Genomic DNA, 21593 nt, shown 5'->3' with positions numbered 1-21593 from the left:
ACCATGAACATCGCAACCTGGACGCCCGGCATCGTGCTGCTTGCCCTGCTGGGCATCGCGCCGGCGCATGCCGACGAGAGCCGGCCCGGCAAGGGATTGAGCGAGATCCCCGATCCGGAATTGAACCTCATGCGGGGCCGCTACACGGTCGGTGGCAACACCGTGGCGTGGTTCGGCGTCACCATGGTCTCGCAATGGCAGACCGCCGGCGGGCAGTCCGCACAGAGCGCGCTGAAGCTGGGCATGGACTTCAGCCACGGCGGCAGCACACCGAAGATCAGCTTCGCACCGAGCGTGAGTGTGACCGCTGCCGATGCACCGCTGCCGGTGACACCCGGGCGCAGCGTGGATTCCAGCGGCCTGCAGAACGTGGCTGGCCTGAGTCAGAGCATCCAGGTGGCCGGTGACGGCAACCTGGCCAGCAACGCCACCCAGCTCACCGTACGTGATGGCACCGCACCTGCGCCCACCGGCGAAGGGGTGAACCTGGCCAGCGTGCAGCAGGGCGGCGTCAGCGCGCTGGCCCAGCTGGAGGGCAACACGGCCAAGGTGCAGCTGCAGATCGAGGGCGTGGGTGCGGTCCAGCAGTGGATCCGCAACGGCAGCGTCGGGCAGAGCATCGTGTTGGGCAGTGATGGACAGTCGGTGACCAACCGGCTGCAGATCGACCTTGTCCGGCAGTCGCTGGCCAACAACGTTCCGCTCAATCAGAACGTGGCGCAGGCGATGACGCTGGTACGCGGGGTAGGCATGGGGCCGGGCCAGTGATCTTGCGGCACGGCAGGGGGAGCGACAACACAACAGTGGGCCAAGGCAATGCACACGATGATCCGCGCAACACCGCTGGCGCTGGCGGCGCTGGCACTCATGGCGGCTGCGTCCGCCCAGGCACAGGCGCAACAGCCGGCGCCCGATGACGCAGCCGACGTCAAGGCGTTGATGGCGCAGCTGGAAAGCCTCAAGGCCAACTACGCGCAGGAAGTACGCCGCCTGCGCGAGCTGGACATGCAGGTGCAGGCCATGCAGGCGCGGTTGACCGGCAAGACCGCGCCGGTCGCCGGTGCCGCACCTCCACCTCAACAGGCCCTGCCGGCTGGCACGCCCGCCGCACCGGCCAGCGCCGATGGTTACGCCAGCTCGGCGGCCGAAGCGCAGCAGGCCAAACAGGAATCGCGGCGCAGCGTGGATGACGTCAAACAGCAGCAGGCCGCGCTGTTCAGTCGCCGCTTCACGATCGAAAACAGCCTGTCCTACGCGCGCTATGACCGCAAGCAGCTCAGCCTCAACGGCTTCCTGGCGTTGGATGCGATCTTCCTGGGCAACATCGCCATCGAGAACGTCGAGTCGGACACGCTGACGTACAACCTGGCCGCGCGCTGGGGTGTCAGTCCACGCCTTACCTTGAACCTGGATGTGCCCTACCTGGCTCGCAAGACCGTGTTCCAGAAGGGCGGTGCCGGCGGATCTGCTGCGGCCATCGCGCAGGAAGAGACGACCGGCAACGGCATTGGCGATGTTGGCGTGAGCGCCAACTATCGGCTGTTCGCCGAGCGTGGGCGGTTGCCGGAAACCGTGCTGACCGTGGGCGCGACCGCGCCGACCGGGCGTGCACCGTATGGGCTGGACTGGAAGGTGCTCGAGCGCGACGACGATGACTTCATCCGCTTCGCCGTGCCCGAGCAGCAGCCCACCGGCAACGGGGTGTGGCAGGCCAACGTCGGGCTGTCCGCAGTGAAGACCGCCGATCCGGCGATCCTGTTCGCCAACATCGGTTACATCCATTCCTTCCCGCGCAGCTTCGATGACATCGATGCGAACCCGGACACCACCAACCCGGGGGATGTGAAGCTGGGCGGTTCGTATTACTTCGGTGCCGGCGTAGCGTTCGCGTTCAACGAGCGCACCAGCCTGAGCATCTCCTTCAGCGACAAGCTGAGCGCGCGCGCCTCCACGCGCTACAAGAACGGCCAGTGGCTGAAGGTGATCGGCAGTGACGCCAACGCGGGCACGCTCAACCTGGGCATCACCTACGCCCTCAACCAGAAAACCACGCTGGTGAGCCTGCTGGGCATCGGCCTGACCCCGGATGCACCGGACTTCACCTTGGCCTTCAAGGTGCCGTACAGCTTGTAGGCGCGCTGCGCAGGGGGCTACGCCACCGTCCAGGGGTCAGCGCAGTTCGGGGAGCGCCAGCTGGTGCTTGCGGCACAGCCGGTAGACAGTCACCCGCGAGACCTGCATGTGGCGGGCGCAGGCGGCGATGTTGAAGTCGTTCTGGCGCAGGGCATGCAGCAGGGTCTCGCGTTCGGCGACCTGCTTTGCGCCGTGCAGGCCGTGCGCGGTGATGGGCAGCAGCGGCTGGCTCAACTCCAGATCCGCGGCGGTGATCAGTTCGGCATCGCTGACGATCGCTGCACGCTGCACCCGGTTGAGCAGCTCGCGCACATTGCCCGGCCATGCAAAGCGCTCCAGCGCCTGGACGGCATCGGCGGTGAAGCCACGCGCCCGGGTGACGTGGCGATGCCGGAAGCTGGCGAGAAAATGCTGGGCCAGCATCGCGATATCGCTGCCGCGCTCGCGCAGCGGTGGCAGGGGCAGGCGCAGCACGTTGAGCCGATAGAACAGATCGCGCCGGAAGTGGCCCTGTTCGACCGCGGCTTCAAGATCGACGTGGGTGGCGGCCAACACACGCACATCCACCGCCAGCGGCCGGTTGCTGCCGACGCGTTCGACGGTGCCTTCCTGCAGTACACGCAGCAGATTGGTCTGCGCATCCAGCGGCAGGTCGCCGATCTCGTCCAGGAATACGGTGCCGCCACTGGCCGATTCAAACAGGCCCAGGCGCCGCGTTGCCGCACCGGTGAAGGCGCCCCGCTCGTGGCCGAACAGCTCGGACTGGATGAGCGCGGCCGGGATGGCGCCGCAGTTCACCGCCAGGAAGGGACGCGCGTGGCGCGCGGACAGCGCGTGCAGTGCCTGTGCCGCGAGTTCCTTGCCGGTGCCGGTTTCGCCGGTGATCAGTACCGGCAGGTCTACCGGTGCGTACTTGCGGATGGCCGCGCGGGTGACCTGCAGGACCGCGCTGTCGCCGATCAGGGACTGCGGGCCATGGGGCGCGGGCAGGGGTTCGGCGCCCGCCAGCTGCTGCAGTCGCTGCACGACGCGCGGCAGATCGATCGGGGCGGTGTAGGTATCCACACAGGCGGCGAGCAGCGCATCCAGCACCGGCGAGGCGCGCAGCGGAGCGGCCGGCAACAACGCCAGCAGGCTCATGTGGCGGTGGTCGACCAGCAGCTGTTGCAGGTGGGCCAGGTTGGCCGGGACCACGGTACGAAGGTCCAGCAGGCCGACGACCTGATCGCTGCCACGCATGCCGATGCCGGCGCACTGCTCGGGGGCGACGCCGCGCACCTGCCAGCCGGCCGCAGCCAGCGTCGCCCGTTCAAGCGCGAGGGGTTGCCCAAACCAGATCACACACCGGGCAGGAAAATCGGGGACAGCCGCCATGCGTCACCTTGTCGACGAGGATCACGGGCGGTGTCTGCTGCCTGATCGGTTGCCCAGGACGTGCCGCCCCACGTCCGGGTCCGTCCCCCGCCGCGGCGCGCGTGCGCCGGGCGTGTCGCCCGCTGGAAAACAGGCGGTGACAGAGAAAGGAACGCGGGTTGGGCCGGTCAGCGGCCATCGCCGCGCCCAACGAAAAAGGCCGCTGCGGGGCAGCGGCCTTCGATCCATCGGTTCAGCAGGGCGCGTCAGAGATCGACGCGGCGGGCCTGCATGAACTTGCCGCCCCAGTAGCCGCTGACCAGGCTGTCGACGCGGACATCCTTGCCGGTGCTCGGGGCATGCAGGAAGCGACCTTCGCCGACATAGATGCCGACGTGGTCGACCCGGCCCTTGCGGCCGAAGAACACCAGGTCGCCCGCCGCCAGGGCGTTGCGGTCGTTGATCAGTTCGGCCGCGCCGTCATGGGCCATTTCGCGCGACACGCGCGGCAGTTCCACGCCCAGCGCAGTGCGGAATACATAGCCGACCAGGCCGCTGCAGTCGAAACCACTGTCCGGCGAGGTGCCACCCCAGCGGTACGGGGTGCCGAGCAGGGTCATCGCACGGCGCAGCAGGGACTGGACCTTGCCGTTTTCGGCGGCGTCGCCGGCCACGGTAATGGCGCCGGTGCTGGCGTCGTAGTTGGCGAGCAGGCGGCTCAGATCACCGGCGAACATCGCCGAGCGGTCCATGAGCGGGATGGTGTCGTTGGCGGCCAGGTGCGGAAGCAGGGCGGCGAGGGTGGCGCTGGCAGCGGCATCGGCCTTGCTGCGGGCCGGCGCATCAGCCTTGGGCTTGGCCGGCGCGGAAGAATCGGGGGTGACAGTGACGGGGGAAGCAGCAACCTCGGGAGCGGTCGTCGGTGCGGACTGCGCCCAGGCCGGAAGGCTGGCCAGGCAGAGTGCTGCAGCGAGGAAAGCGGGGCGGGCGCGTCGCCGGATGGCGGCGGTCTGGCCTTTGCACGTCAGGTCGTCTGTCGTCACGCGGCGGTCACTGAATAAAAACGATGGGTGATGATGCCGTGTAAGCGCAGTGATTAGGTACAAATTCCGTTAATTTTTCGTTTACAACTATGTGATGTTCGTCACAAATTTGGACCTTACCCCTGTTCAGGTTAGTTAAGGACGCGTTTCGCCCCCGTGTAGTGGTCCTTCCAGTAGGGACCGCCGAGCGAGTCCAGCCGGACGGTGCCGCCGGTGCTGGGGGCGTGCACGAAGCGGCCTTCACCAACATAGATGCCGACATGGAAGACATTGCCCTTGTTGCCGAAAAACACCAGATCGCCCGGCGCCAGGCGCTTGGGATCGATCTTCGGCCCCTGCACGGCGGCCAGATCGCGCGAGGTGCGCGGCAGGCGCAGATCAAGCATCTCGCGGTAGACATAGGCGACCAGGCCGCTGCAGTCGAAGCCGGATTCCGGGGTGTTGCCGCCGTAACGGTAGGGCGTGCCCACCAGGCCGATGGCGCGCATCAGCACTGCGTTGGCGGCCTGCGGGTCGTTCGGGGCCACGCTGGGCCATACCTGGGTGGAGGCGGGCGGCGGGGCCGGGCGGGTGGTCTTGCCGCCGCCACAGGCGCTCAGCAGGGCGATGATCGCCAGCAGGGCCAGGCGGCCGGGCAGGCGGGTCAGGCGCGAAACTGGCGTCATGTGCATGTTGTCCGGATAATGCGCGACCTTAGAAGGCCGTCATGATGGCGGCGTATCCGGCAGGCCACAACCCGCCTCACCCGTCTGCCCTCGGCAGTCTCCAGACCAGAGTTGCGCATGAAGATCGAAAAAGACCGCGTCGTCCGTTTCCATTACACCGTCGCCGAGCAGGGCCAGGAGCCGATCGAGAGCTCCAAGGACCGTGATCCGCTGGCGATCCTGATCGGCCACGGCAACATCATCCCGGGCCTGGAAAACGCCATGATGGACAAGGAAGCCGGCGCCACCTTCGAGGTGGACGTGAAGGCGACCGATGCCTACGGCGAGCGCCGCGAAGGCCTGACCCAGCGCGTGCCCAAGAAGCACTTCGGCACCAGCAAGCTGGTGCCGGGCCAGCAGGTCGTGCTGCAGACCAACTTTGGCCCGCGCGCGGTCACCGTCGAGAAGGTCGGCATGAGCGTGGTCGATGTCGACCTGAACCACCCGATGGCCGGCAAGGACCTGCACTTCAACGTGGAGATCGTTGACGTGCGCGAAGCCAGCAAGGAAGAAATCGAGCACGGCCACGTGCACGGCGACGGCGGCCACCAGCACTGAGTGCTGCAACCCCTCGTTGATCCAACGGCCCGCTTCGGCGGGCCGTTTTCGTTCGTGCGGCAGGCCCCCGCGCGCACGGCATAATGGCGGGCCTGGTCAGCGGATTGCCTGTGAACGCAGCTTCTTCTCCTTTGCAGCCGGTGGGTGCCCACGAGCGCATCGCCGTCATCGACATCCTGCGCGGGTTCGCGCTGCTGGGCATCCTGCTGATGAACATGGAGGCCTTCAGCGGTCCGCTGGACCTGTCCTTCACCGGCATCGATCCGCATTGGCAGGGCGCGGACTACTGGGCCGATGCGGCCATCTACGTGCTGGTCCAGGGCAAGTTCTTCACCCTGTTCTCGCTGCTGTTCGGCGCGGGGTTCTCGGTCATGGCGCAGCGCGCCGACGCGGCCGGTCGCGCATTCGCACCGTTCTATCTGCGCCGCAGCGCGGCACTGCTGCTGATCGGCCTGTGCCACGCGGTGCTGGTGTGGTCCGGCGACATCCTGGTGATCTACGCGTTGATCTCGCTGCTGCTGCTCGCCTGCCGCGAGGCGCCGCGCAGTTGGTTGCCCGCGATGGGCGCGATCAGCTATCTGGGCGCTGCCGCCCTGGTGCTGGTGCTGGGGGCGTTGATGAGCTGGATGGCCAGCATGGAGCACACGCAGGAACCGCTGCGCGAGGCCATCGCCCAGGCCCAACGCACGATCGAGCTGCAGCGCCAGGCGTACGCGCATGGCAGCTGGGGGCAGGCGGTGGGACAGCGCCTGCGTGATCTCGGCGCGATGCTGTCGGGCATCTTCGTGATCGGTCCGGAAGTGCTGGGCATGTTCCTGATCGGCAGCTGGTTCGCGCGCAGTGGCGCGCTGGCCGAACCCGAGCGGTTTGCGCGGCTGTATGCACGGCTGCGCTGGATCGCATTGCCGGTCGGGCTGGTGCTGATGCTGGGCAGTGCGATCTGGCACCCCTATCAGGCACCTGGCACGCTGGATCTGCGCAGCGGCGTGGCGTATGCGATCAGTGCACTGGCCGGGCTGCTGATGTGCCTGGGCTATCTGGCCTGGATCGTGCACTGGCGCGCACGCCTGCAGATGCTGGCGCCGATGGGGCGGATGGCGCTCACGCATTACATCGGCCAGTCGCTGGTCTGTACCTGGGTGTTCTATGGCTATGGATGGGGCGCGTTCGAAACGATGCCGCGGCTGTGGCAGATCCCGTTCGCGCTGGCGCTGTTCGCCCTGCAGCTCGCGATCAGCCATGCGTGGCTGCGGTACTTCCGGTTCGGGCCGCTGGAGTGGATCTGGCGCGCGATGACCTATCTGCAGTGGCCGCCGTTGCGCCGGGCCTGACACGGCGGTGCCGCGCACCCTCACGTCTGGATCGCAGCCGGTCGTGGCATGCTGGGCAGGAGCATGAGCGTCGGCACCGGCCAGTTGATGGCAGACCTGATCAACGGCCGCGCGCCGGTGATCGATCCTGCCCCTTACCGAGTTGAGCGATGCCAATGACGAAGCAATACGACTATGACCTGATCGTGCTGGGCGGTGGTTCCGGCGGCCTGGCCGCGGCGTTCCGCGCCGCGCAGCACGGCCAGCGGGTAGCGATGCTGGAGCCGGGCGAGCTCGGCGGCACCTGCGTCAATGTCGGCTGCGTGCCGAAGAAGGCGATGTGGCTCGCCGCCGATCTGTCCGGACGCATCGGCCTGGCTGCAGCGATGGGATTCGATGTGCCGGTGCGCCCATCACTGGATTGGAAAGAGCTGGTGGTACATCGCCAGGCGTACATTGCCAACATCCATGCCAGCTATCTCAAGCGCCTGGATGAAAACAAGGTGGTACGGGTGCCGCGTCGTGGCCGCCTCGTGGATGCGCACACCGTGGAGTGCAGCGATGGTGTACGGATCAGCGCCGCGCACATTCTGATCGCAACCGGTGCCCATCCCCAGCGCCCGGACATTCCCGGTGCCGAACTGGGCCTGGTCTCCGATGATTTCTTCAATCTGTGCAGTGCGCCGGAGCGGGTCGCGATCGTGGGCGGTGGCTACATCGCAGTGGAGCTGGCCGGGCTGCTGCAGGCGCTCGGCAGCCGCGTGACCCTGCTGGTCCGTGGTGAACGGTTGCTGGAGCGCTTCGATGCGGAACTGACCGGACAGCTCGCCGATAATCTTCGCCATCAGGGCGTCCAGCTCCATTTCGGGTATCGCCTGCGTGAGTTGCAGCGTGATGGTGATGCGGTGGTGGCGCTCGGGCACGACGGGCCCGCCGATGGTCACTTCGATGCCGTGTTCTTCGCCACTGGCCGGCGCGGTAACAGTGCCGATCTCGGGCTGGAGGCCGTGGGTGTGGTGGTCGGTGAGAAGGGCGAGGTCGAGGTCGACGCGTGGCAGACCACCGCGGTACCCAGCGTGCATGCGGTGGGCGACATCGCCGGCAAGGTTGGCCTGACCCCGGTGGCGATCGCCGCGGCGCGCAAGCTGATGGACCGCCTGTTCGGTGGCCAGCCCCAGGCGAAGATGGACTATGAAAACGTGGCCAGTGTGGTGTTCTCGCATCCGGCCCTGGGCGCGGTGGGGCTGAGCGAAGAAGAGGCCTGTGCGAGATACGGCGATGTGCGCGTGTATCGCAGCAACTTCCGCCCGATGCTGCAGGCGTTGGCTGACGGTACCCAGCGCAGCCTGTTCAAGCTGGTGTGCGTGGGCGAGGACGAGCGCGTGGTCGGCGTGCACCTGCTGGGCGAGTCTGCGGATGAAATCCTGCAGGGGTTCGCGCTGGCGGTGAAGATGGGTGTGACCAAGGCCCAGTTCGACGACACCGTGGCGATCCATCCAACCTCCGCAGAAGAAGTCGTACTGATGCGCTGAACGCGCATCAGCGGCGTGCACCTGCCGCAGCCGCAGCAGGGATCCGGGAGTGCCGCCACGCATGCGACAATGGCCGCCCCACCTGCTGCCCAGCCGCCTCCGTGCGGCTGTCCGCCGTCCTGATGTCCTCTCCCGCCTCCTCGCTGCCCACGTCCTCCAGCCGCATCGCCGCCGGCGGTATCGCACTGGCCGCGATCGGCGCGATCGCTGCCTCGGGCAAGGCTGTCATCGTCAAACTCGCCTATCGGCATGGCGTGGACGCCACCACGCTGCTCGCGCTGCGGATGCTGATGGCCTTTCCGCTGTTCGCGGTGTTGGCGGTGTGGTCGGCCCGGCGCGCGCCGGCGCTGTCGTGGGGCGACTGCGGGCGGGTGGTGTGGCTGGGCTTCACCGGTTACTACCTGTCCAGCCTGCTGGACTTCCAGGGCCTGCAGTACATCAGCGTGACACTGGAACGGCTGATCCTGTACTTGAACCCGACCCTGGTGCTGCTGATCAGCCTGGTCCTGCTGAAAAAGCGCCCCGGTCGCTGGCAGGTGGCGGCGCTGGTGCTCAGCTATCTCGGCGTCCTGCTGGCCTTCGGGCATGACCTGCAGCTGGAAGGCGGGCGCATCGTGCTGGGCAGTGCGCTGGTGTTCGCCAGCGCGCTGAGCTATGCGCTGTATCTGTTCGGCAGTGGCCAGGTGGTGGCCCGGATCGGTGCGATCCGCCTGACCGCCTATGCCAGCTGCGTGGCCTGCGTGCTGTGCGTGCTGCACTTCGCGGTGCTCCACCCGATGGCCGCGCTGGGCCAGGCGCCCACGCCGGTGTACTGGCTGTCGCTGATCAATGCCACGGTCTGCACGGTGCTGCCGGTGATGGCGATCATGCTGGCGGTGAAGCGGATCGGTTCGTCGCTGGCCGCCCAGGTGGGTATGCTCGGTCCGGTCTCCACCATCGTGATGAGTCTATGGCTGCTCGACGAACCCATGGGGCCGTGGCAGATCCTCGGCACGGCCTTGGTCCTGCTCGGCGTGCTGCTGGTCAGCCGGGTCCGCGCGTGAATGCGGCCGCCGTGGGCGATGACCCGGCGGCGCAGGCGCGTGCACGGATTCTGGCGGTGATCCGGGCGATTCCGCGCGGGCAGGTGATGGGCTATGGCCAGGTCGCCGCCAAGGCCGGGCTGCCGGGCAGGGCGCGGCTGACCGCACGCGTGCTTGGCATGAATGACGACCCGGAACTGCCGTGGCACCGCGTGCTGCGCTCGGACGGGCGCATCGCGATGCCGGAAGGCTCGGCCGGGTGGAAAGAACAGAGCCAGCGGCTGCGCGCCGAGGGCGTGGCGATCGAGCGGGGGCGGGTCAAGGGCATGCCGGTGGCCGGTGCCAATGATCTGGATGCCGCCCTGTGGGGACCGGGCTGACGCTGCCTGCGCGTTGAATGCCCGCGCTGGCGCGCAGATCGCGGCCGGGTGCTGCGGCTATGATGGGCGCAGTTCCAAAGGATGCCCTCATGTTTCCGCGCCTGCCCACTGTCACCAAAGCGTTGCTGATCGCCAATGCCCTGCTGTTCCTGCTGCAGCAGCCGTTCCTGCTTGGCAATGCCACGTTCGAGCCCTTCATGCTGCAGCCTCTGGGGGGCGGCTTCGATCCGTTCTCGCCGGGCGGCAATTTCCAGCCCTGGCAGCTGCTGACCTATGGCTTCCTGCATGGCAGCTTCGGCCATCTGTTCTTCAACATGCTCGCGCTCTTCATGTTCGGTGCGCCGCTGGAACAGACCTGGGGCGAAAAACGCTTCCTCACCTATTACCTGGTGTGCGTCGCCGGCGCCGGCCTGTGCCAGCTGCTGGTCGGCATGATGCTGGCCGACCCGGCCACGGTGCTGGGTGCTTCGGGTGGCGTGTTCGGCCTGTTGCTGGCCTACGGCATGCTGTTCCCCAGCCAGCGGGTGATGCTGCTGTTCCCGCCGATCCCGATGAAGGCACGTACCTTCGTGATCGTGTTCGGCGCGATGGAACTGATGCTGGGCGCCACCGGCTGGCAGCCGGGCGTGGCCCACTTCGCGCACTTGGGCGGCATGCTGTTCGGCTGGCTGTTGATCCGCTACTGGCGCGGCCAACCACCGTTCAACAACCGACGTCCGCCGGGCCCGCCGAAGCGTCCCAACCACCTGCGCAGCATCAAGTAAGGCAAATAACAGCAAATAACAGGGACGGAGGTAGTTAATAACCACCTCCGTCCCCGTTAAAGGAAAAGGGCGCCCAGTGGGCGCCCTTTTCGTTTGCTACATAGCCAGACTCAGCGCCAGACCTTGATCTGGTCGTTGTCCACGCGCTGCATCGGCTGGCCGGGCTTGCAGGTGAACGTGGCGCCGAAGGCCGGCAGGTTGGACAGCGGGCCATTCGTGCGCCAGCGGCCCGGGGCCAGGATGTCCGAGGTCAGGCGCTGGGCGGCGACGTTCGGCGAGAGCTGCTGCGGCCACAGGCTCGCCCAGCCACGGAAGAAGCCCTGCTGGGCAGCCGGCTTGGCGGCCGGTTCGACAGCCTTGTAAGCCTCCCACGCCAGTTCGAGGCCAGCCAGGTCGGCCAGGTTCTCTTCGCGGGTGAGTTCACCGTTGACCTTGGCACCCTTCACGCCCGGGTAGTCGTAGCCGCTGTACTGCGCGGCCACGCGGTTGCCGAACAGGGTCCAGGCGGTCTTGTCGGCCGGGGTCCACCAGCTGCGCAGTTCGCCCTTGGCATCCACCAGCGCGCCCTTGGCGTCGATCGCACGGGTCAGTTCGTGCGCGACGAGCGCGCCGTAGCTGCCGAACAGGTCGGCGGTATCGCCCTTGGCATTGAACACCGGGCCCTGCAGCACGGCGGCGGTGACGATCAGGCGGTTCTGCGCGATGTCATACGCCAGTGCCGGCTGCTGCGGCAGCACGTCCCAGCGGCGGTCGGCGTTGCCCTTGCCGATGCGCTTCATTTCCTCGCGGTGGCGCCAGGTGGAGGCGATCAGCATGTTGCCGCCGAAGCTACCGCGGCCCATCGGCTGCACCGTGTAGTCCAGATCGCGCAGCGGGGTGCCGATCTCGATCTTCAGCGCAGCCAGCTTGGCCTGTGCTTCGGTCTTGGCCTCATCGCTCATCCAGGTGCTGCGCTTGACCGCATCGATCTGCACTTCGCGGATCTTGTCCACGACCAGCGCTGCCTTGCGACGGTCGTCGGCCGACAGGTGCTTGGCCGCATATTCGCGGCCGACCATCGGGCCGGCAGCCACGTTGATCGCATCCAGCACCTGCTCCCAGCGCGCCGGCGGCAGGGTCTGGCCACGCATCACACGGCCACGGAATTCGAATTCGGCATCGCGGTAGGCCTTGGACAGGTACGGGGCCATCGCATCACCCACGCGCCAGCGCAGGTAGACCTTCCACTGTTCCGGCTTGAGCCGGGTGACCATGCCGTCGAGCTGCTTGAACAGCGCCGGATCGGACAGCGAGACCAGGTCGTCATTGACGCCCTGTGCCTTCAGGAAGGCCTCCAGCTGCAGGTTGCGGTAACGGCTGTTGAGCTCCTTGGTGGAGATCGGCGCGTAGTTGTTGAACGGATTGTTGATGCCGGCCAGCGACTGCGCATTGCGCGCCAGCTCGGTCTCCAGCGCGATCACCGACTGCGATTCGGCATCGAGCTTGTCAGCCGGGGTACCGGTCAGCGCCAGCACCTGCTTGACGTAAGTACGGTAGCGCGCCATCAGCGCGACGGTGTCGGCATCGGTACGGGTATAGAACGCCGGGTCCGGCAGGCCCATGCCGCCCTGCATGAAGTAACCGATGTGGCGGTCCAGCGCCTTCAGGTCCACGTCCGGGGCAAAGTTGAAGGCCACCGGGATGCCGACCTGGTGCAGCGCGGCGATCGAGGCCGGCACGTCCTTGGCCTTCTTGATCGCGTTGATGCGGGTCAGCAACGGGGCGATCGGGTTGGAACCGTCGGCTTCCACCGCGGCCTCGTCCAGGCCGCTGGCCCAGAAGTCGCCGAGCAGCTTCTGCACGTTGCCCTGCGGTGCGGTCATCGCCCCATCCAGCAGTTCACGCTGCTGCTGGCGCGCGCGGTCGGCCAGCTGGCCCAGTGCGGTGGTGGCACCGGTCTGCGGCACCGGATTGGCTTTCAGCCAGGTCGCGTTGGTGGCCTCGTAGAAGTCGCTGCACTGGGCGCTGACGGCCGGCGCGCGGGCGGCGGCCTTCTTCTTCGGCGCGGCGTGCGCATCGTGTGCGATGACCAGGGAGGCCAGGCTCAGGCCCAGGGCAATGGCGAGCGGACGGAGGTTGGACATGTAAAGCGAATCCAGCAGGATTGGGATCGCGCGAGTGTACCAAGCAAAGCGAAACGAGCGTGATGGGGAGCATGCGCCGCAAAAGCAAAGGCCCGGGAGATCCCGGGCCTTTGCACGCATCACCTCACGCGTGGGCGCGATGGTTTACCAGATCACCACCTGCTGGTCGCCTGCGCGCACCATCGGCGAACCGGCCTTGCACTGGAACGCAGCGGCGAAGGTCGGCAGGTTCGACGGGGCGCCCATCGCACGGAACTGCGCCGGGGCATGCGGGTCGGTCGCCAGACGGACCTTCATGTTCTCCGGGGTGTACTTGGTGCGCCACACGGTGGCCCAGTTGAAGAAGAAGCGCTGGTCGCGGGTGAAGCCGTCGACCTTCGGGTCTTCCTTGCCGGCCGAGGCCTTCTGCAGGGCATCGTAGGCGGTGGCCAGGCCACCCAGGTCGGCGATGTTCTCGCCCAGGGTCAGCTTGCCGTTGACCGGCTGGCCATCCACCTTGTAGCCATCGAACTGCTTGATCAGCTTGCCGGTCAGGCCGCTGAAGTTCTTGGTGTCGGCATCGGTCCACCAGTTCTCGAAGTTGCCGGTCGGCCCGAAGCGGCTGCCCTGGTCGTCATAACCGTGGGTCATTTCGTGGCCGATCACCGCACCGATGCCGCCGTAGTTCAGCGCATCATCCGCCTTGGGGTCGAAGAACGGCGGCTGCAGGATGGCGGCCGGGAACACGATCTCGTTCTGCAGCGGGTTGTAGTAGGCATTGACCGTCTGCGGGGTCATGCCCCACTCGGTCTTGTCCACCGGCTGGCCGATCTTGGACAGCGCGAACTTGTAATTGAATTCGTTCGCCGCGCGCACGTTGCCCAGGTAGCTGTCGCGACCGGTGGTCAGGCCGCTCCAGTCACGCCACTTGTCCGGGTAGCCGATCTTCGGGGTGAAGGTTTCCCACTTGGCGATCGCCTTGGCCTTGGTCTCGTCGCTCATCCAGGTCAGGCCCTGGATGCGCTCCTTGAGCGAGGCGGCCAGGTTCTTGACCAGTTCTTCCATCTTGGCCTTGGCTTCCGGCGAGAAAGCGACCTTGACGTACAGCTGGCCGAACGCATCGCCGGCATCGTTTTCGATGGTGCCCAGCACGCGCTTCCAACGCGGCTTCTGCTCCTTCTGACCGTTCAGGGTCTTGCCGTAGAAGTTGTAGTTCTCGTTGACGAAGGCATCGGCCAGGTACGGCGAGGCGCCGTCCACGGTGTGGAAGCGCAGGTAGGCGCGCCACACCGACGGGTCGGTGTCGCCCAGCGCCTTGCTCACTTCCTGGTGGAAGCTCGGCATGGCCAGCGAGAACTTCTCCGGCGCGGCGATGCCCTGGGCCTTGAAGAACTCGGTCCAGCTGAAGTTCGGGGTCAGCTTGTCCGCATCGGCCACGGTGACCGGGTTGTAGAACAGCGAGACATCGCGCGAGAGCTCGACGCTGGACTTGGAGGCCTTGGCCAGGCGGGTTTCGAACTTGACCACATCGGCGGCCTGCTTCTCGGCATCGGCCGTGGCCACGCCGGCCAGTTCCAGCACCTTGGCGACATGGGCCTGGTAGGCCTTGAGCTTGTCGGCGTTCTTGGCGTCGGTGTAGTAAGTGGTGTCGGGCAGGCCGAGGCCGCCCTGGCTGGCGTAGGCCAGGTTCATGCTGGAATTCTTGAAGTCCGCTTCCGGGCCGAAGCCGAACAGCACGTTCTCGCCCTTGGCCGCGCTGGTGCGCAGGTAGTTGGCGATCGCGTCCTTGTCCTGCAGGCCGTCGATGGCGGTCAGTTCGGCCTTGATCGGCTCGATGCCCTGGGCATTGATCTTGGCTTCGTCCATGCCGGTGGCCCAGAAGTCGCCGACGATCTTTTCGATGCCGGCCGGGTTCTTGACCGCCGCGACCTGCTCGGCGAGCTGGTGCTGCACGGCGACCGAGCGCTCGTCCAGGATGGTGAAGGCGCCCCAGCTGGTGCGGTCGGCCGGGATCTCATTGGCGGCCAGCCACTTGCTGTTGACGTAGTCACCGAACGCTCCGCAGGCGTCCATGCTGGTGTCCAGATCGGACGGGTGGAAGGCGTTGTAGGCCGGCAGCTTGCTCTCGTCGAGCGTGTACTCGGTGGCGGCGGGGGCCGCCGGCGCGGCGGTGGAGGCTGCGCTGTCCGTGGCCGGGGTTTCGTTCTTGCCGCAGCCGACCAGCGCGGCCGAAACGGCCAGGGTCAGCAGTACCAGTTTGGGTGTACGAGCGATCACGTGATTGGCCTCCAGGCCGGAAAGTCATGCAGGAATGGCCCGGAAGGGCCTGTGGGCCAGACGATACGCCGCTGGCCCGGCCTGCAAGGGTGTCGAAGGTCATGGCCGATGGCAAGAGGCCCGATCCGGTCAACTGCGGACGTGGCCCTGGCCCCGGGCGGCCAAGGAAAAGCCCCGCCTTGCGGCAGGGCTTGGGGGTGTCATCCCTGGGGGCGGCTCAGTTGGTCTTGGTGCCGAAATCGTACTTGGCCTGCACATACACCGCGCGGCCGTACGGGTTGTAGATGCTGCTGTTGTACGGCGAGGCGATGTTGCCGGCGTAGCTGTGGGCCTGGCCGTCGGGCATCTTGTTGAACACGTTGTTGACCATCACCGAGAGGGTGAGGTTGTCCAACGCCCGGTAGTTCACGCTCAGGTTGTAGGTGGTGTACGAGCCCCACTTGCCAGCCTTGTAACCGGACGGGTGGACGTAGTCGAAGCTCTCGCCCAGGTAGGACATGTAGTTCGGCGTCTTGCCGATGTAGTTGAAGTACAGCGTGGTGGTCCAGCGGTCCTTGGCCCAGCCCACCGACCCATCGGTACGGACCTTGGCGTAGGCGTCGTAGTACCACATCGCATACGGGTCGCGCAGCAGATCCAGGTAGTCATCGCCCGGCTGCGGCTGCAGCTCGCGCTTGAGGATGTTGGTGTAGTTGCTGGCGAACTGCAGCGAGCCGAAGCGGCCGATGTCCTGCACGTACTTGAAGCTGGCCGTCAGGGCCTGCAGGTTCTGGCGCGCGACGTTGAGCTTGGGCGTGAAGATCTGCTCGATGTTGCCGGCGGCATCGCGGGTGATCCAGTCCGCGACGTTCTCGCAGCTGGCCGAGGTCGGGTTGCCCTGGCCATTGCGGCAGTAGTATTCCGCGCGCAGCAGCTGGTCCGAGCTCAGGGTGTCGACTTCGTTGTCGATCTTCCAGTTGTAGTAGTCCACCGAGACAGAGAGGTTGTTCATCGGTGCCCAGACCACGCCGGCATTCCAGACATCGGCGGTGATCGGTTCCAGCTCGGTGTTGCCGGCCTGCACGCCGAACACCGATTCGTTGCCGTACGGGCAGGCCAGGGTATCGGCCGGGGCGTAGCCGAGCTGGCCGCAACGGTAGTAATCGACCGCGCCGTTGGCGTAGTAGCCGCTCTCGCCCTGGAAGGCATCGGGCAGGGTCGGCGCACGGAACGCAGTGCCGTACTTGCCGCGGAACAGCAGGCTTTCGATCGGACGGAACTCCACGCCGACGCTGTAGGTGGCCTTGTCGACGGTGTTGTCGGCGATCTTGTAGGCGTCATAGCGGCCCGAACCGGTGACGGTCAGCGAGTCGATCAGCGGCAGGCGCAGTTCGGAGGTGACGGCGTAGTTGCTGCGATGGCCATTGCCGGCTACCGAGGTGGTGCCCCACACGCTGCCATCCATCAAGCGCTCGTCCGGGCGGTAGTCCCAGCCTTCGCTGCCGGCTTCGGCGACCACGGCGAAACCTGCATCGCCACCGGGCAGGGTGAACAGCGAGCCGTTGGTGATCTGGAAGCGGCCCAGGTTCTGCCAGGTCTTGCTCTGGTTGTAGGTGTAGCCGGTGAAGCTCTGGAAATCACCGGCCGGCAGCTGCGAATAGAACGCGCCCCAGTTCGGGCTGTAGATGTTGTAGCCGTCATCGGTGGTGCCCAGCACCGGGCCGAGCACGCGGTCTTCGAAGTAGCTGTCGATGTCATCGGCCCAGCGCACGAAGCCGCGCTCGGTGAGCTTGTACTCGCCGCGGCTGAAGCTGGCGCTGTAGTCCCAGTTGCCGAAGGTGCCACGCCCGCCCAGGGTGACCTGGTAGGCCTTGTTGCGGTCGGTGTTGAGGATGTCCTTGTAGCCGTTCGGCCCGATGTCTTCGGGCGCGAACGCGCGCTGCAGGTTCATGTACTGATCGGTGTCCTGGTCATAGAACGCGCCGAAACTCAGGTCGCTGCCCCAGAACGTATAGCCCGAACCCGGCGTGTACTTGACCTCTTCCAGGCTGTACAACGCATCGGCGAACAGGGTGAAGTTGTCGTTCACATCGAACGTCATCGAGCTGTAGAACTGGCTGCTCTCCTTGTCGTTCTTCAGTGTGCGGTAGCCGGCGCCGTAGGCCGAACCGCAGGACTCGCCGGCCGCGCGGGTGCCCAGCACGGTGGTGCCGCCGAACTGGCCGGCGACGCTGGCGCAGCGGGTCGGATCCATCATCACGAACGCGTTGTTGTCCGCCGGCAGATAGACCAGGAAATCGTTGGCCGGCACCTGCGCGCTGTAGCCGACGCGGTTGTTGGTGCGGGTCAGGTCGCGCTGGTAGCCCCAGATCGGGTTGCTCTTTTCGTACTGCACATTGACCAGCGCATTGAAGCGGTCATCGGCGCTGTTGAAGCCCTTGGCACCGCTGACGCGGATGTTGTTGCCGCCGCCTTCGGTGGTGGCGCCCCCGCGGACGTTGAGCACGCCGCCGTCCATGCGTTCTTTCAGGATGATGTTGACCACACCGGCGATCGCATCCGAGCCGTACAGGGAGGACTGGCCGCCCGGCAGGATCTCAATGCGCTCGACGATGTCGATCGGAATGCCGCTGAGGTTGTTGAACGCGTCGCTGCCGTTGTACAGCGCCGGGTACTGCAGCATCGGCCGGCCATTGATCAGGTACTTGGTATAGCCCGGATCCAGGCCGAACATGCCGGCCGCTTCAGCGCCCTGGGTGAACGAGGCGGCGGTCTGGCCGCCCTGCAGGCCACCGGTGGTCAGCGAAGACTGCTGCAGGACTTCGGAGATGCTGGTGAAGCCGCGGGTCTGGATGTCTTCGGCGGTGACAGTCAGGACCGGCGTGTGGTTCTCGATCTCGGTCTGCGGGATCAAGGACCCGGTGACAGTGACACGATCGAGATTGGTGGCGGCGTTGTCCTGTGCGAAGACGGAGGCGCTGGTGAGCAGCAGGCCGGTGAGAACGGCGGCGGCAAGCGGATGACGCGAGATCGAATTACCTTGGCAAGACATGTGCAACCCCGTGTCGTAGTGATGTCGTGGCTTTCCCTTCCATGGGACTTCTTGACTGCGTTCAACAACGAACCGGTATCAGGCCTGGGCGGCCGTCCTTGGTGGTTTCATTCTGCGTTCAGTTGAAACCGGCGTGCGGCGAACGTAACACACGCTTAACGTGAAATTCTCTGAATGGTCATCGTCGATAAGCGCTGAGCGTTGACGGAAAGTGAAAGGCGTTGAAAAACAATTGCCTGGGACTAAATGAAATTTTATTTATGTTTCGTCAATGAGTGAATGCTGAATATGGCTCGTAATTAACAACTGAGATCGGTGTGCATATGCCTGTCCCATAGGCGCATCGCGCCATGAAAACGTCGGACATGCACATGCCCCTGTTGAGGCGGCACGTGTCGTTGTAGCCAGGCAGGCGGACGGGCATCACGCCGGTTGCAGGTGCACAAACGCGAAACGCCCCTTTCGGGGCGTTCCGGTTGGCGAACCGGCAGGGCAGGGCCCTGCACGGTCGCCGGTGTTGCCTGCGGCGATTACTTGCCGAAGTCGTACTTGGCCTGGACGTACACGGCACGGCCGTATGCGTTGTACAGGCCGGTGTTGTACGGCGCACCCGAGGTGCCCAGGTAGCTGTAAGCCTGGCCGTCGGGCATCTTGTTGAACACGTTGTTGACCATCAGCGAGAGCGTCAGGTCGTCCTGTGCGCGATAGTTCACGCTCAGGTTGTACGTGGTGTAGGAACCCCACTTGCCTGCGGCCTTGCCCGATGCCGGGTGGACGTAGTCATAGCCATTGATGCCGGCCAGGTAGTTCGGGGTCTTGCCGATGTAGTTCGCGTACAGCGTGGTGGTGAACTTGTCGACCGACCAGCCCACGGACGCATCGCTGCGGACCTTGGCGAAGTTGTCGTAGTTCCACATCGCGATCGGGTTGCCCAGCAGATCCTGGAACTCCTCGCCCGGCTGCGACTGCACTTCACGCTTGAGCATGTTGGTGTAGTTGGCCGAGAACTGCAGCGAGCCGAAACGGCCGATGTCCTGCAGATACTTGAAGCCGACGGTCACGGCCTGCAGGTTCTGGCGAGCCACGTTCATCTTCGGGGTGTACAGGCTGCTCAGGTTGCCGGCGGCGTCGCGCACGACCCAGTCCGCCACGTTCTGGCAGCTGGCCGAGGAACCGTTCGGCAGGCCGTTGCGGCAGTAGTACTCGGCCAGCAGCAACTGGTCGGTGCTGGCCGTATCGACTTCGTTCTCGATCTTCCAGTTGTAGTAGTCGGCCGAGATCGACAGGTTCGGCATCGGTGCCCAGACCACGCCGGCGTTCCAGACGTCGGCCGTGATCGGCTCCAGGTCCGGGTTGCCGGCACGCTCGGAGTACACCGAGACGTTGTCGTGGTAACGGCAGTCGGCGGTATTGCCCGGTGCATAACCCAGGGTGCCGCAGCGGTAGTAATCGGTCGAGTTGGCCGCGTAGTACCCGCTCTTGCCCTGGAAGGCATCGGACAGGGTCGGTGCGCGGAACGCGGTGCCGTACTTGCCGCGGAACAGCAGGCTGTCGATCGGGCGGTATTCCAGGCCCAGGCTGTAGGTGGCCTTGTCGACGGTGTTGTCGGCGATCTTGAACGCATCGTAGCGACCCGAGGCGGTCACCGTGACCTGCTCCAGGACCGGCATGCGCAGCTCGGAGGTCACCGCATAGTTGCTGCGGTGGCCATTGCCGGCCACGGCCGACGAACCCCACACCTGGCCGTCGAGCAGACGCTGGTCGGGCGAGTAATCCCAGCCTTCGCTGCCACCTTCGACCACGACCGCGAAACCGGCGTCACCGCCCGGCAGCGAGAACAGCGAGCCGTTGGTGATCTGCACGCGGCCCAGGTTCTGCCAGGTACGGCTGCGGTTGGTCGCGTAGCCGGTGAAGCTGGCGAAATCTTCCGGCGAGATCGGCGAGTAGAACGCGTCGTAGTTCGGGTTGTAGATGCCCCAGCCGTCGGCCGTGGTGCCCAGCTGCGGGCCCAGGACGTGTTCGGCGAAGTAGTTGTTGATCGGGTCCTTCCAACGCATGAACTTGTTTTCGGTGAGCTTGTACTCACCGCGGGTGAAGCTGGCGCTGTAGTCCCAGTTGCCGGCCATGCCCTTCGCACCCAGGGTCACCTGGTAGGAGCGGCTCTCGTCACTGTTGAGGACGTCGTTGTAGCCCTGGCCACCGATGTCTTCCGGTGCGAATGCACGCTGCAGGTTCACCACCTTGCCCGAGGACTGGTCGTAGAAGCCGCCCATGCCGCTCTTGGTGCCCCACCACAGGTAGCTGGAGCCGGAGGTGTACTCGGTCTTTTCCTTGCTGTACAGCACGTCGGCGAACAGCTGCAGGTTGTCGTTGACGTCGAAGGTCATCGCGGAATAGAACTGGCCGCTGTCCTTGCCGTTCTTCAGCGTCTTGTAGCCGGCGCCGAAGTAGGTACCGCACGACTGGCCGGTCGGGCGATTGCCCAGCACCGTGGTACCGCCGAACTGGCCGGCCACGTTGGCGCAGTTGTTCGGGTCCATCATGTACAGGCGGTTGGTATCGGCGTCGATGACGGCGAAATCATTGCTCGGCAGCTGTGCGGTGTAGCCGTTGGCATTGGTGGTGCGGGTCAGGTCACGCTGGTAGCCCCAGATCGGGTTGCTCGACTCGATCTGCACGTTGACCAGTGCGTTGAAGCGGTCATCGAACGCGCTGAAACCATGCGCGCCGCTGAAGCGCACGCTGTTGCCGCCGCCTTCGGTGTAGGTGCCGCCACGAACGGAGATGCTGCCGCCGTCCATGCGTTCCTTGAGGATGATGTTGACCACGCCGGCGATGGCGTCCGAACCGTACAGCGACGACTGGCCGCCCGGCAGGACTTCAATGCGCTCGACGATGTCGATCGGAATGCCGCTGATGTTGTTGAACGTATCGCCGCCGTTGTACAGCGCCGGGTACGACATCATCGGACGGCCGTTGATCAGGTACTTGGTGTAGCCCGGATTCAGGCCGAACATGCCCGAGGCTTCCGCGCCCTGGGTGAAGGACGCCGAGGTCTGGCCGCCCTGGAGGCCGCCGGTGGTCAGCGAGGACTGCTGCAGGACTTCGGCCACGCTGGTGAAGCCGCGGGTCTGGATGTCCTGCGCGGTGATGGACATCACCGGAGTCTGGGTTTCGATATCGGTCTGCGGAATCAGCGAGCCGGTGACGGTGACTTTGTCCAGCGTCGTGGCTTTATCCTGTGCCATGGCCGGAGCGGCTGCAGTGGCGATCAGGGCCGAGAACAATGCAGCGGCGAGCGTGTTGCGACGTGCGGTGGTGCTGTAATTCATTGATAGTCCATAGAACAAAACAGAAAGCACTGACGCCAATGATTCCCTCCCG

Annotated in this window: 15 protein-coding genes and 1 pseudogene; 9 read left to right on the top strand and 7 right to left on the bottom strand. The window is 65.7% G+C overall.

Translation table 11 applies throughout. From position 1 onward, the window contains the following. The first annotated feature begins 3 nt into the window (after positions 1-3). Both AC06E9_RS01690 and AC06E9_RS01685 read left to right on the top strand, forming a co-directional pair. A complete protein-coding gene (locus tag AC06E9_RS01690; RefSeq protein ID WP_121038534.1) occupies positions 4-768 on the top strand; it encodes a hypothetical protein in 765 nt (254 codons plus the stop codon). Between the two features lie 48 nt (positions 769-816). Then, positions 817-2133 carry a hypothetical protein gene (locus AC06E9_RS01685; RefSeq protein ID WP_121038531.1) on the top strand — a complete coding sequence of 439 codons (1317 nt, stop codon included), beginning with the start codon at positions 817-819 and terminating at the stop codon, positions 2131-2133. Between the two features lie 36 nt (positions 2134-2169). Here AC06E9_RS01685 and AC06E9_RS01680 read toward each other — a convergent pair whose 3' ends face one another. The 3 genes from AC06E9_RS01680 to AC06E9_RS01670 all read right to left on the bottom strand — a co-directional run bounded on the left by AC06E9_RS01680 (position 2170) and on the right by AC06E9_RS01670 (position 5200). After that, positions 2170-3507, bottom strand: coding sequence for a sigma-54 interaction domain-containing protein (locus tag AC06E9_RS01680; RefSeq protein WP_478055379.1), 1338 nt, complete (start codon positions 3505-3507; stop codon positions 2170-2172). A gap of 245 nt (positions 3508-3752) precedes the next feature. Then, a complete protein-coding gene (locus tag AC06E9_RS01675) occupies positions 3753-4529 on the bottom strand; it encodes a C40 family peptidase (protein ID WP_121038526.1) in 777 nt (258 codons plus the stop codon). 131 nt (positions 4530-4660) lie between these two features. After that, positions 4661-5200, bottom strand: a complete 540-nt coding sequence (locus AC06E9_RS01670; protein ID WP_282262091.1) for a C40 family peptidase — start codon at positions 5198-5200, stop codon at positions 4661-4663. A 111-nt stretch (positions 5201-5311) separates the two neighbouring features. Here AC06E9_RS01670 and AC06E9_RS01665 point away from each other — a divergent pair, with 111 nt between their 5' ends. The 7 genes and pseudogenes from AC06E9_RS01665 to AC06E9_RS01635 all read left to right on the top strand — a co-directional run bounded on the left by AC06E9_RS01665 (position 5312) and on the right by AC06E9_RS01635 (position 10799). After that, positions 5312-5791, top strand: coding sequence for an FKBP-type peptidyl-prolyl cis-trans isomerase (locus AC06E9_RS01665; RefSeq protein ID WP_088433264.1), 480 nt, complete (start codon positions 5312-5314; stop codon positions 5789-5791). A gap of 83 nt (positions 5792-5874) precedes the next feature. Beyond that, positions 5875-7122 (top strand): DUF418 domain-containing protein, encoded by a 1248-nt coding sequence (locus tag AC06E9_RS01660; protein ID WP_121038520.1) that lies wholly within the window; start codon positions 5875-5877, stop codon positions 7120-7122. 15 nt (positions 7123-7137) lie between these two features. Continuing rightward, positions 7138-7281 (top strand): annotated as a pseudogene (locus AC06E9_RS01655) (amino acid dehydrogenase); the annotation flags it as partial. After that, the gene (gene gorA / locus AC06E9_RS01650) at positions 7278-8633 is read left to right on the top strand and encodes a glutathione-disulfide reductase (protein ID WP_478055378.1); all 1356 of its coding nucleotides are present in this window, start codon (positions 7278-7280) and stop codon (positions 8631-8633) included. The pseudogene AC06E9_RS01655 and the gene gorA, both read left to right, overlap by 4 nt. 122 nt (positions 8634-8755) lie before the next feature. Next, complete coding sequence (locus tag AC06E9_RS01645) at positions 8756-9676, top strand: DMT family transporter (RefSeq protein ID WP_461770141.1); 921 nt, start codon at positions 8756-8758, stop codon at positions 9674-9676. Next, on the top strand, positions 9583-10035 hold the full coding sequence (locus tag AC06E9_RS01640; RefSeq protein WP_428999850.1) for an MGMT family protein: 453 nt from the start codon (positions 9583-9585) through the stop codon (positions 10033-10035). Before AC06E9_RS01645 ends, AC06E9_RS01640 begins: the two co-directional genes overlap by 94 nt. An 89-nt stretch (positions 10036-10124) precedes the next feature. Further along, entirely contained in the window at positions 10125-10799 is a 675-nt protein-coding gene (locus AC06E9_RS01635) for a rhomboid family intramembrane serine protease (protein WP_478055377.1), read from the top strand. A 110-nt stretch (positions 10800-10909) separates the two neighbouring features. On the opposite strand, the gene AC06E9_RS01630 is transcribed toward AC06E9_RS01635, so the two are convergent. The 4 genes from AC06E9_RS01630 to AC06E9_RS01615 all read right to left on the bottom strand — a co-directional run bounded on the left by AC06E9_RS01630 (position 10910) and on the right by AC06E9_RS01615 (position 21541). After that, entirely contained in the window at positions 10910-12922 is a 2013-nt protein-coding gene (locus AC06E9_RS01630) for a M13 family metallopeptidase (protein ID WP_478055376.1), read from the bottom strand. A 144-nt stretch (positions 12923-13066) separates the two neighbouring features. Beyond that, positions 13067-15175, bottom strand: a complete 2109-nt coding sequence (locus AC06E9_RS01625) for a M13 family metallopeptidase (RefSeq protein WP_478055577.1) — start codon at positions 15173-15175, stop codon at positions 13067-13069. A 220-nt stretch (positions 15176-15395) separates the two neighbouring features. Then, positions 15396-18209, bottom strand: a complete 2814-nt coding sequence (locus tag AC06E9_RS01620; RefSeq protein WP_282262102.1) for a TonB-dependent receptor plug domain-containing protein — start codon at positions 18207-18209, stop codon at positions 15396-15398. 530 nt (positions 18210-18739) lie between these two features. After that, a complete protein-coding gene (locus AC06E9_RS01615) occupies positions 18740-21541 on the bottom strand; it encodes a TonB-dependent receptor domain-containing protein (protein WP_121038505.1) in 2802 nt (933 codons plus the stop codon). Between the last annotated feature and the right edge of the window lie 52 nt (positions 21542-21593).

Source organism: Stenotrophomonas sp. Steno-Z10-BAI (genome assembly GCF_056393115.1).
Note: the sequence above shows the minus strand (reverse complement) of the source record. Positions and strands in the feature narration are given on the sequence as shown.

Excerpts from the sequence above, each read along its gene's own strand:
- AC06E9_RS01690 (WP_121038534.1), top strand. The coding sequence starts at position 4 with ATGAACATCGCAACCTGGACGCCCGGCATCGTGCTGCTTGCCCTGCTG.
- AC06E9_RS01685 (WP_121038531.1), top strand. The coding sequence starts at position 817 with ATGCACACGATGATCCGCGCAACACCGCTGGCGCTGGCGGCGCTGGCA.
- AC06E9_RS01680 (WP_478055379.1), bottom strand. The coding sequence starts at position 3,507 with ATGGCGGCTGTCCCCGATTTTCCTGCCCGGTGTGTGATCTGGTTTGGG.
- AC06E9_RS01670 (WP_282262091.1), bottom strand. The coding sequence starts at position 5,200 with ATGCACATGACGCCAGTTTCGCGCCTGACCCGCCTGCCCGGCCGCCTG.
- AC06E9_RS01665 (WP_088433264.1), top strand. The coding sequence starts at position 5,312 with ATGAAGATCGAAAAAGACCGCGTCGTCCGTTTCCATTACACCGTCGCC.
- AC06E9_RS01660 (WP_121038520.1), top strand. The coding sequence starts at position 5,875 with ATGGCGGGCCTGGTCAGCGGATTGCCTGTGAACGCAGCTTCTTCTCCT.
- gorA (WP_478055378.1), top strand. The coding sequence starts at position 7,278 with ATGACGAAGCAATACGACTATGACCTGATCGTGCTGGGCGGTGGTTCC.
- AC06E9_RS01645 (WP_461770141.1), top strand. The coding sequence starts at position 8,756 with ATGTCCTCTCCCGCCTCCTCGCTGCCCACGTCCTCCAGCCGCATCGCC.
- AC06E9_RS01640 (WP_428999850.1), top strand. The coding sequence starts at position 9,583 with ATGGCTGCTCGACGAACCCATGGGGCCGTGGCAGATCCTCGGCACGGC.
- AC06E9_RS01635 (WP_478055377.1), top strand. The coding sequence starts at position 10,125 with ATGTTTCCGCGCCTGCCCACTGTCACCAAAGCGTTGCTGATCGCCAAT.
- AC06E9_RS01630 (WP_478055376.1), bottom strand. The coding sequence starts at position 12,922 with ATGTCCAACCTCCGTCCGCTCGCCATTGCCCTGGGCCTGAGCCTGGCC.
- AC06E9_RS01620 (WP_282262102.1), bottom strand. The coding sequence starts at position 18,209 with ATGTCTTGCCAAGGTAATTCGATCTCGCGTCATCCGCTTGCCGCCGCC.
- AC06E9_RS01615 (WP_121038505.1), bottom strand. The coding sequence starts at position 21,541 with ATGAATTACAGCACCACCGCACGTCGCAACACGCTCGCCGCTGCATTG.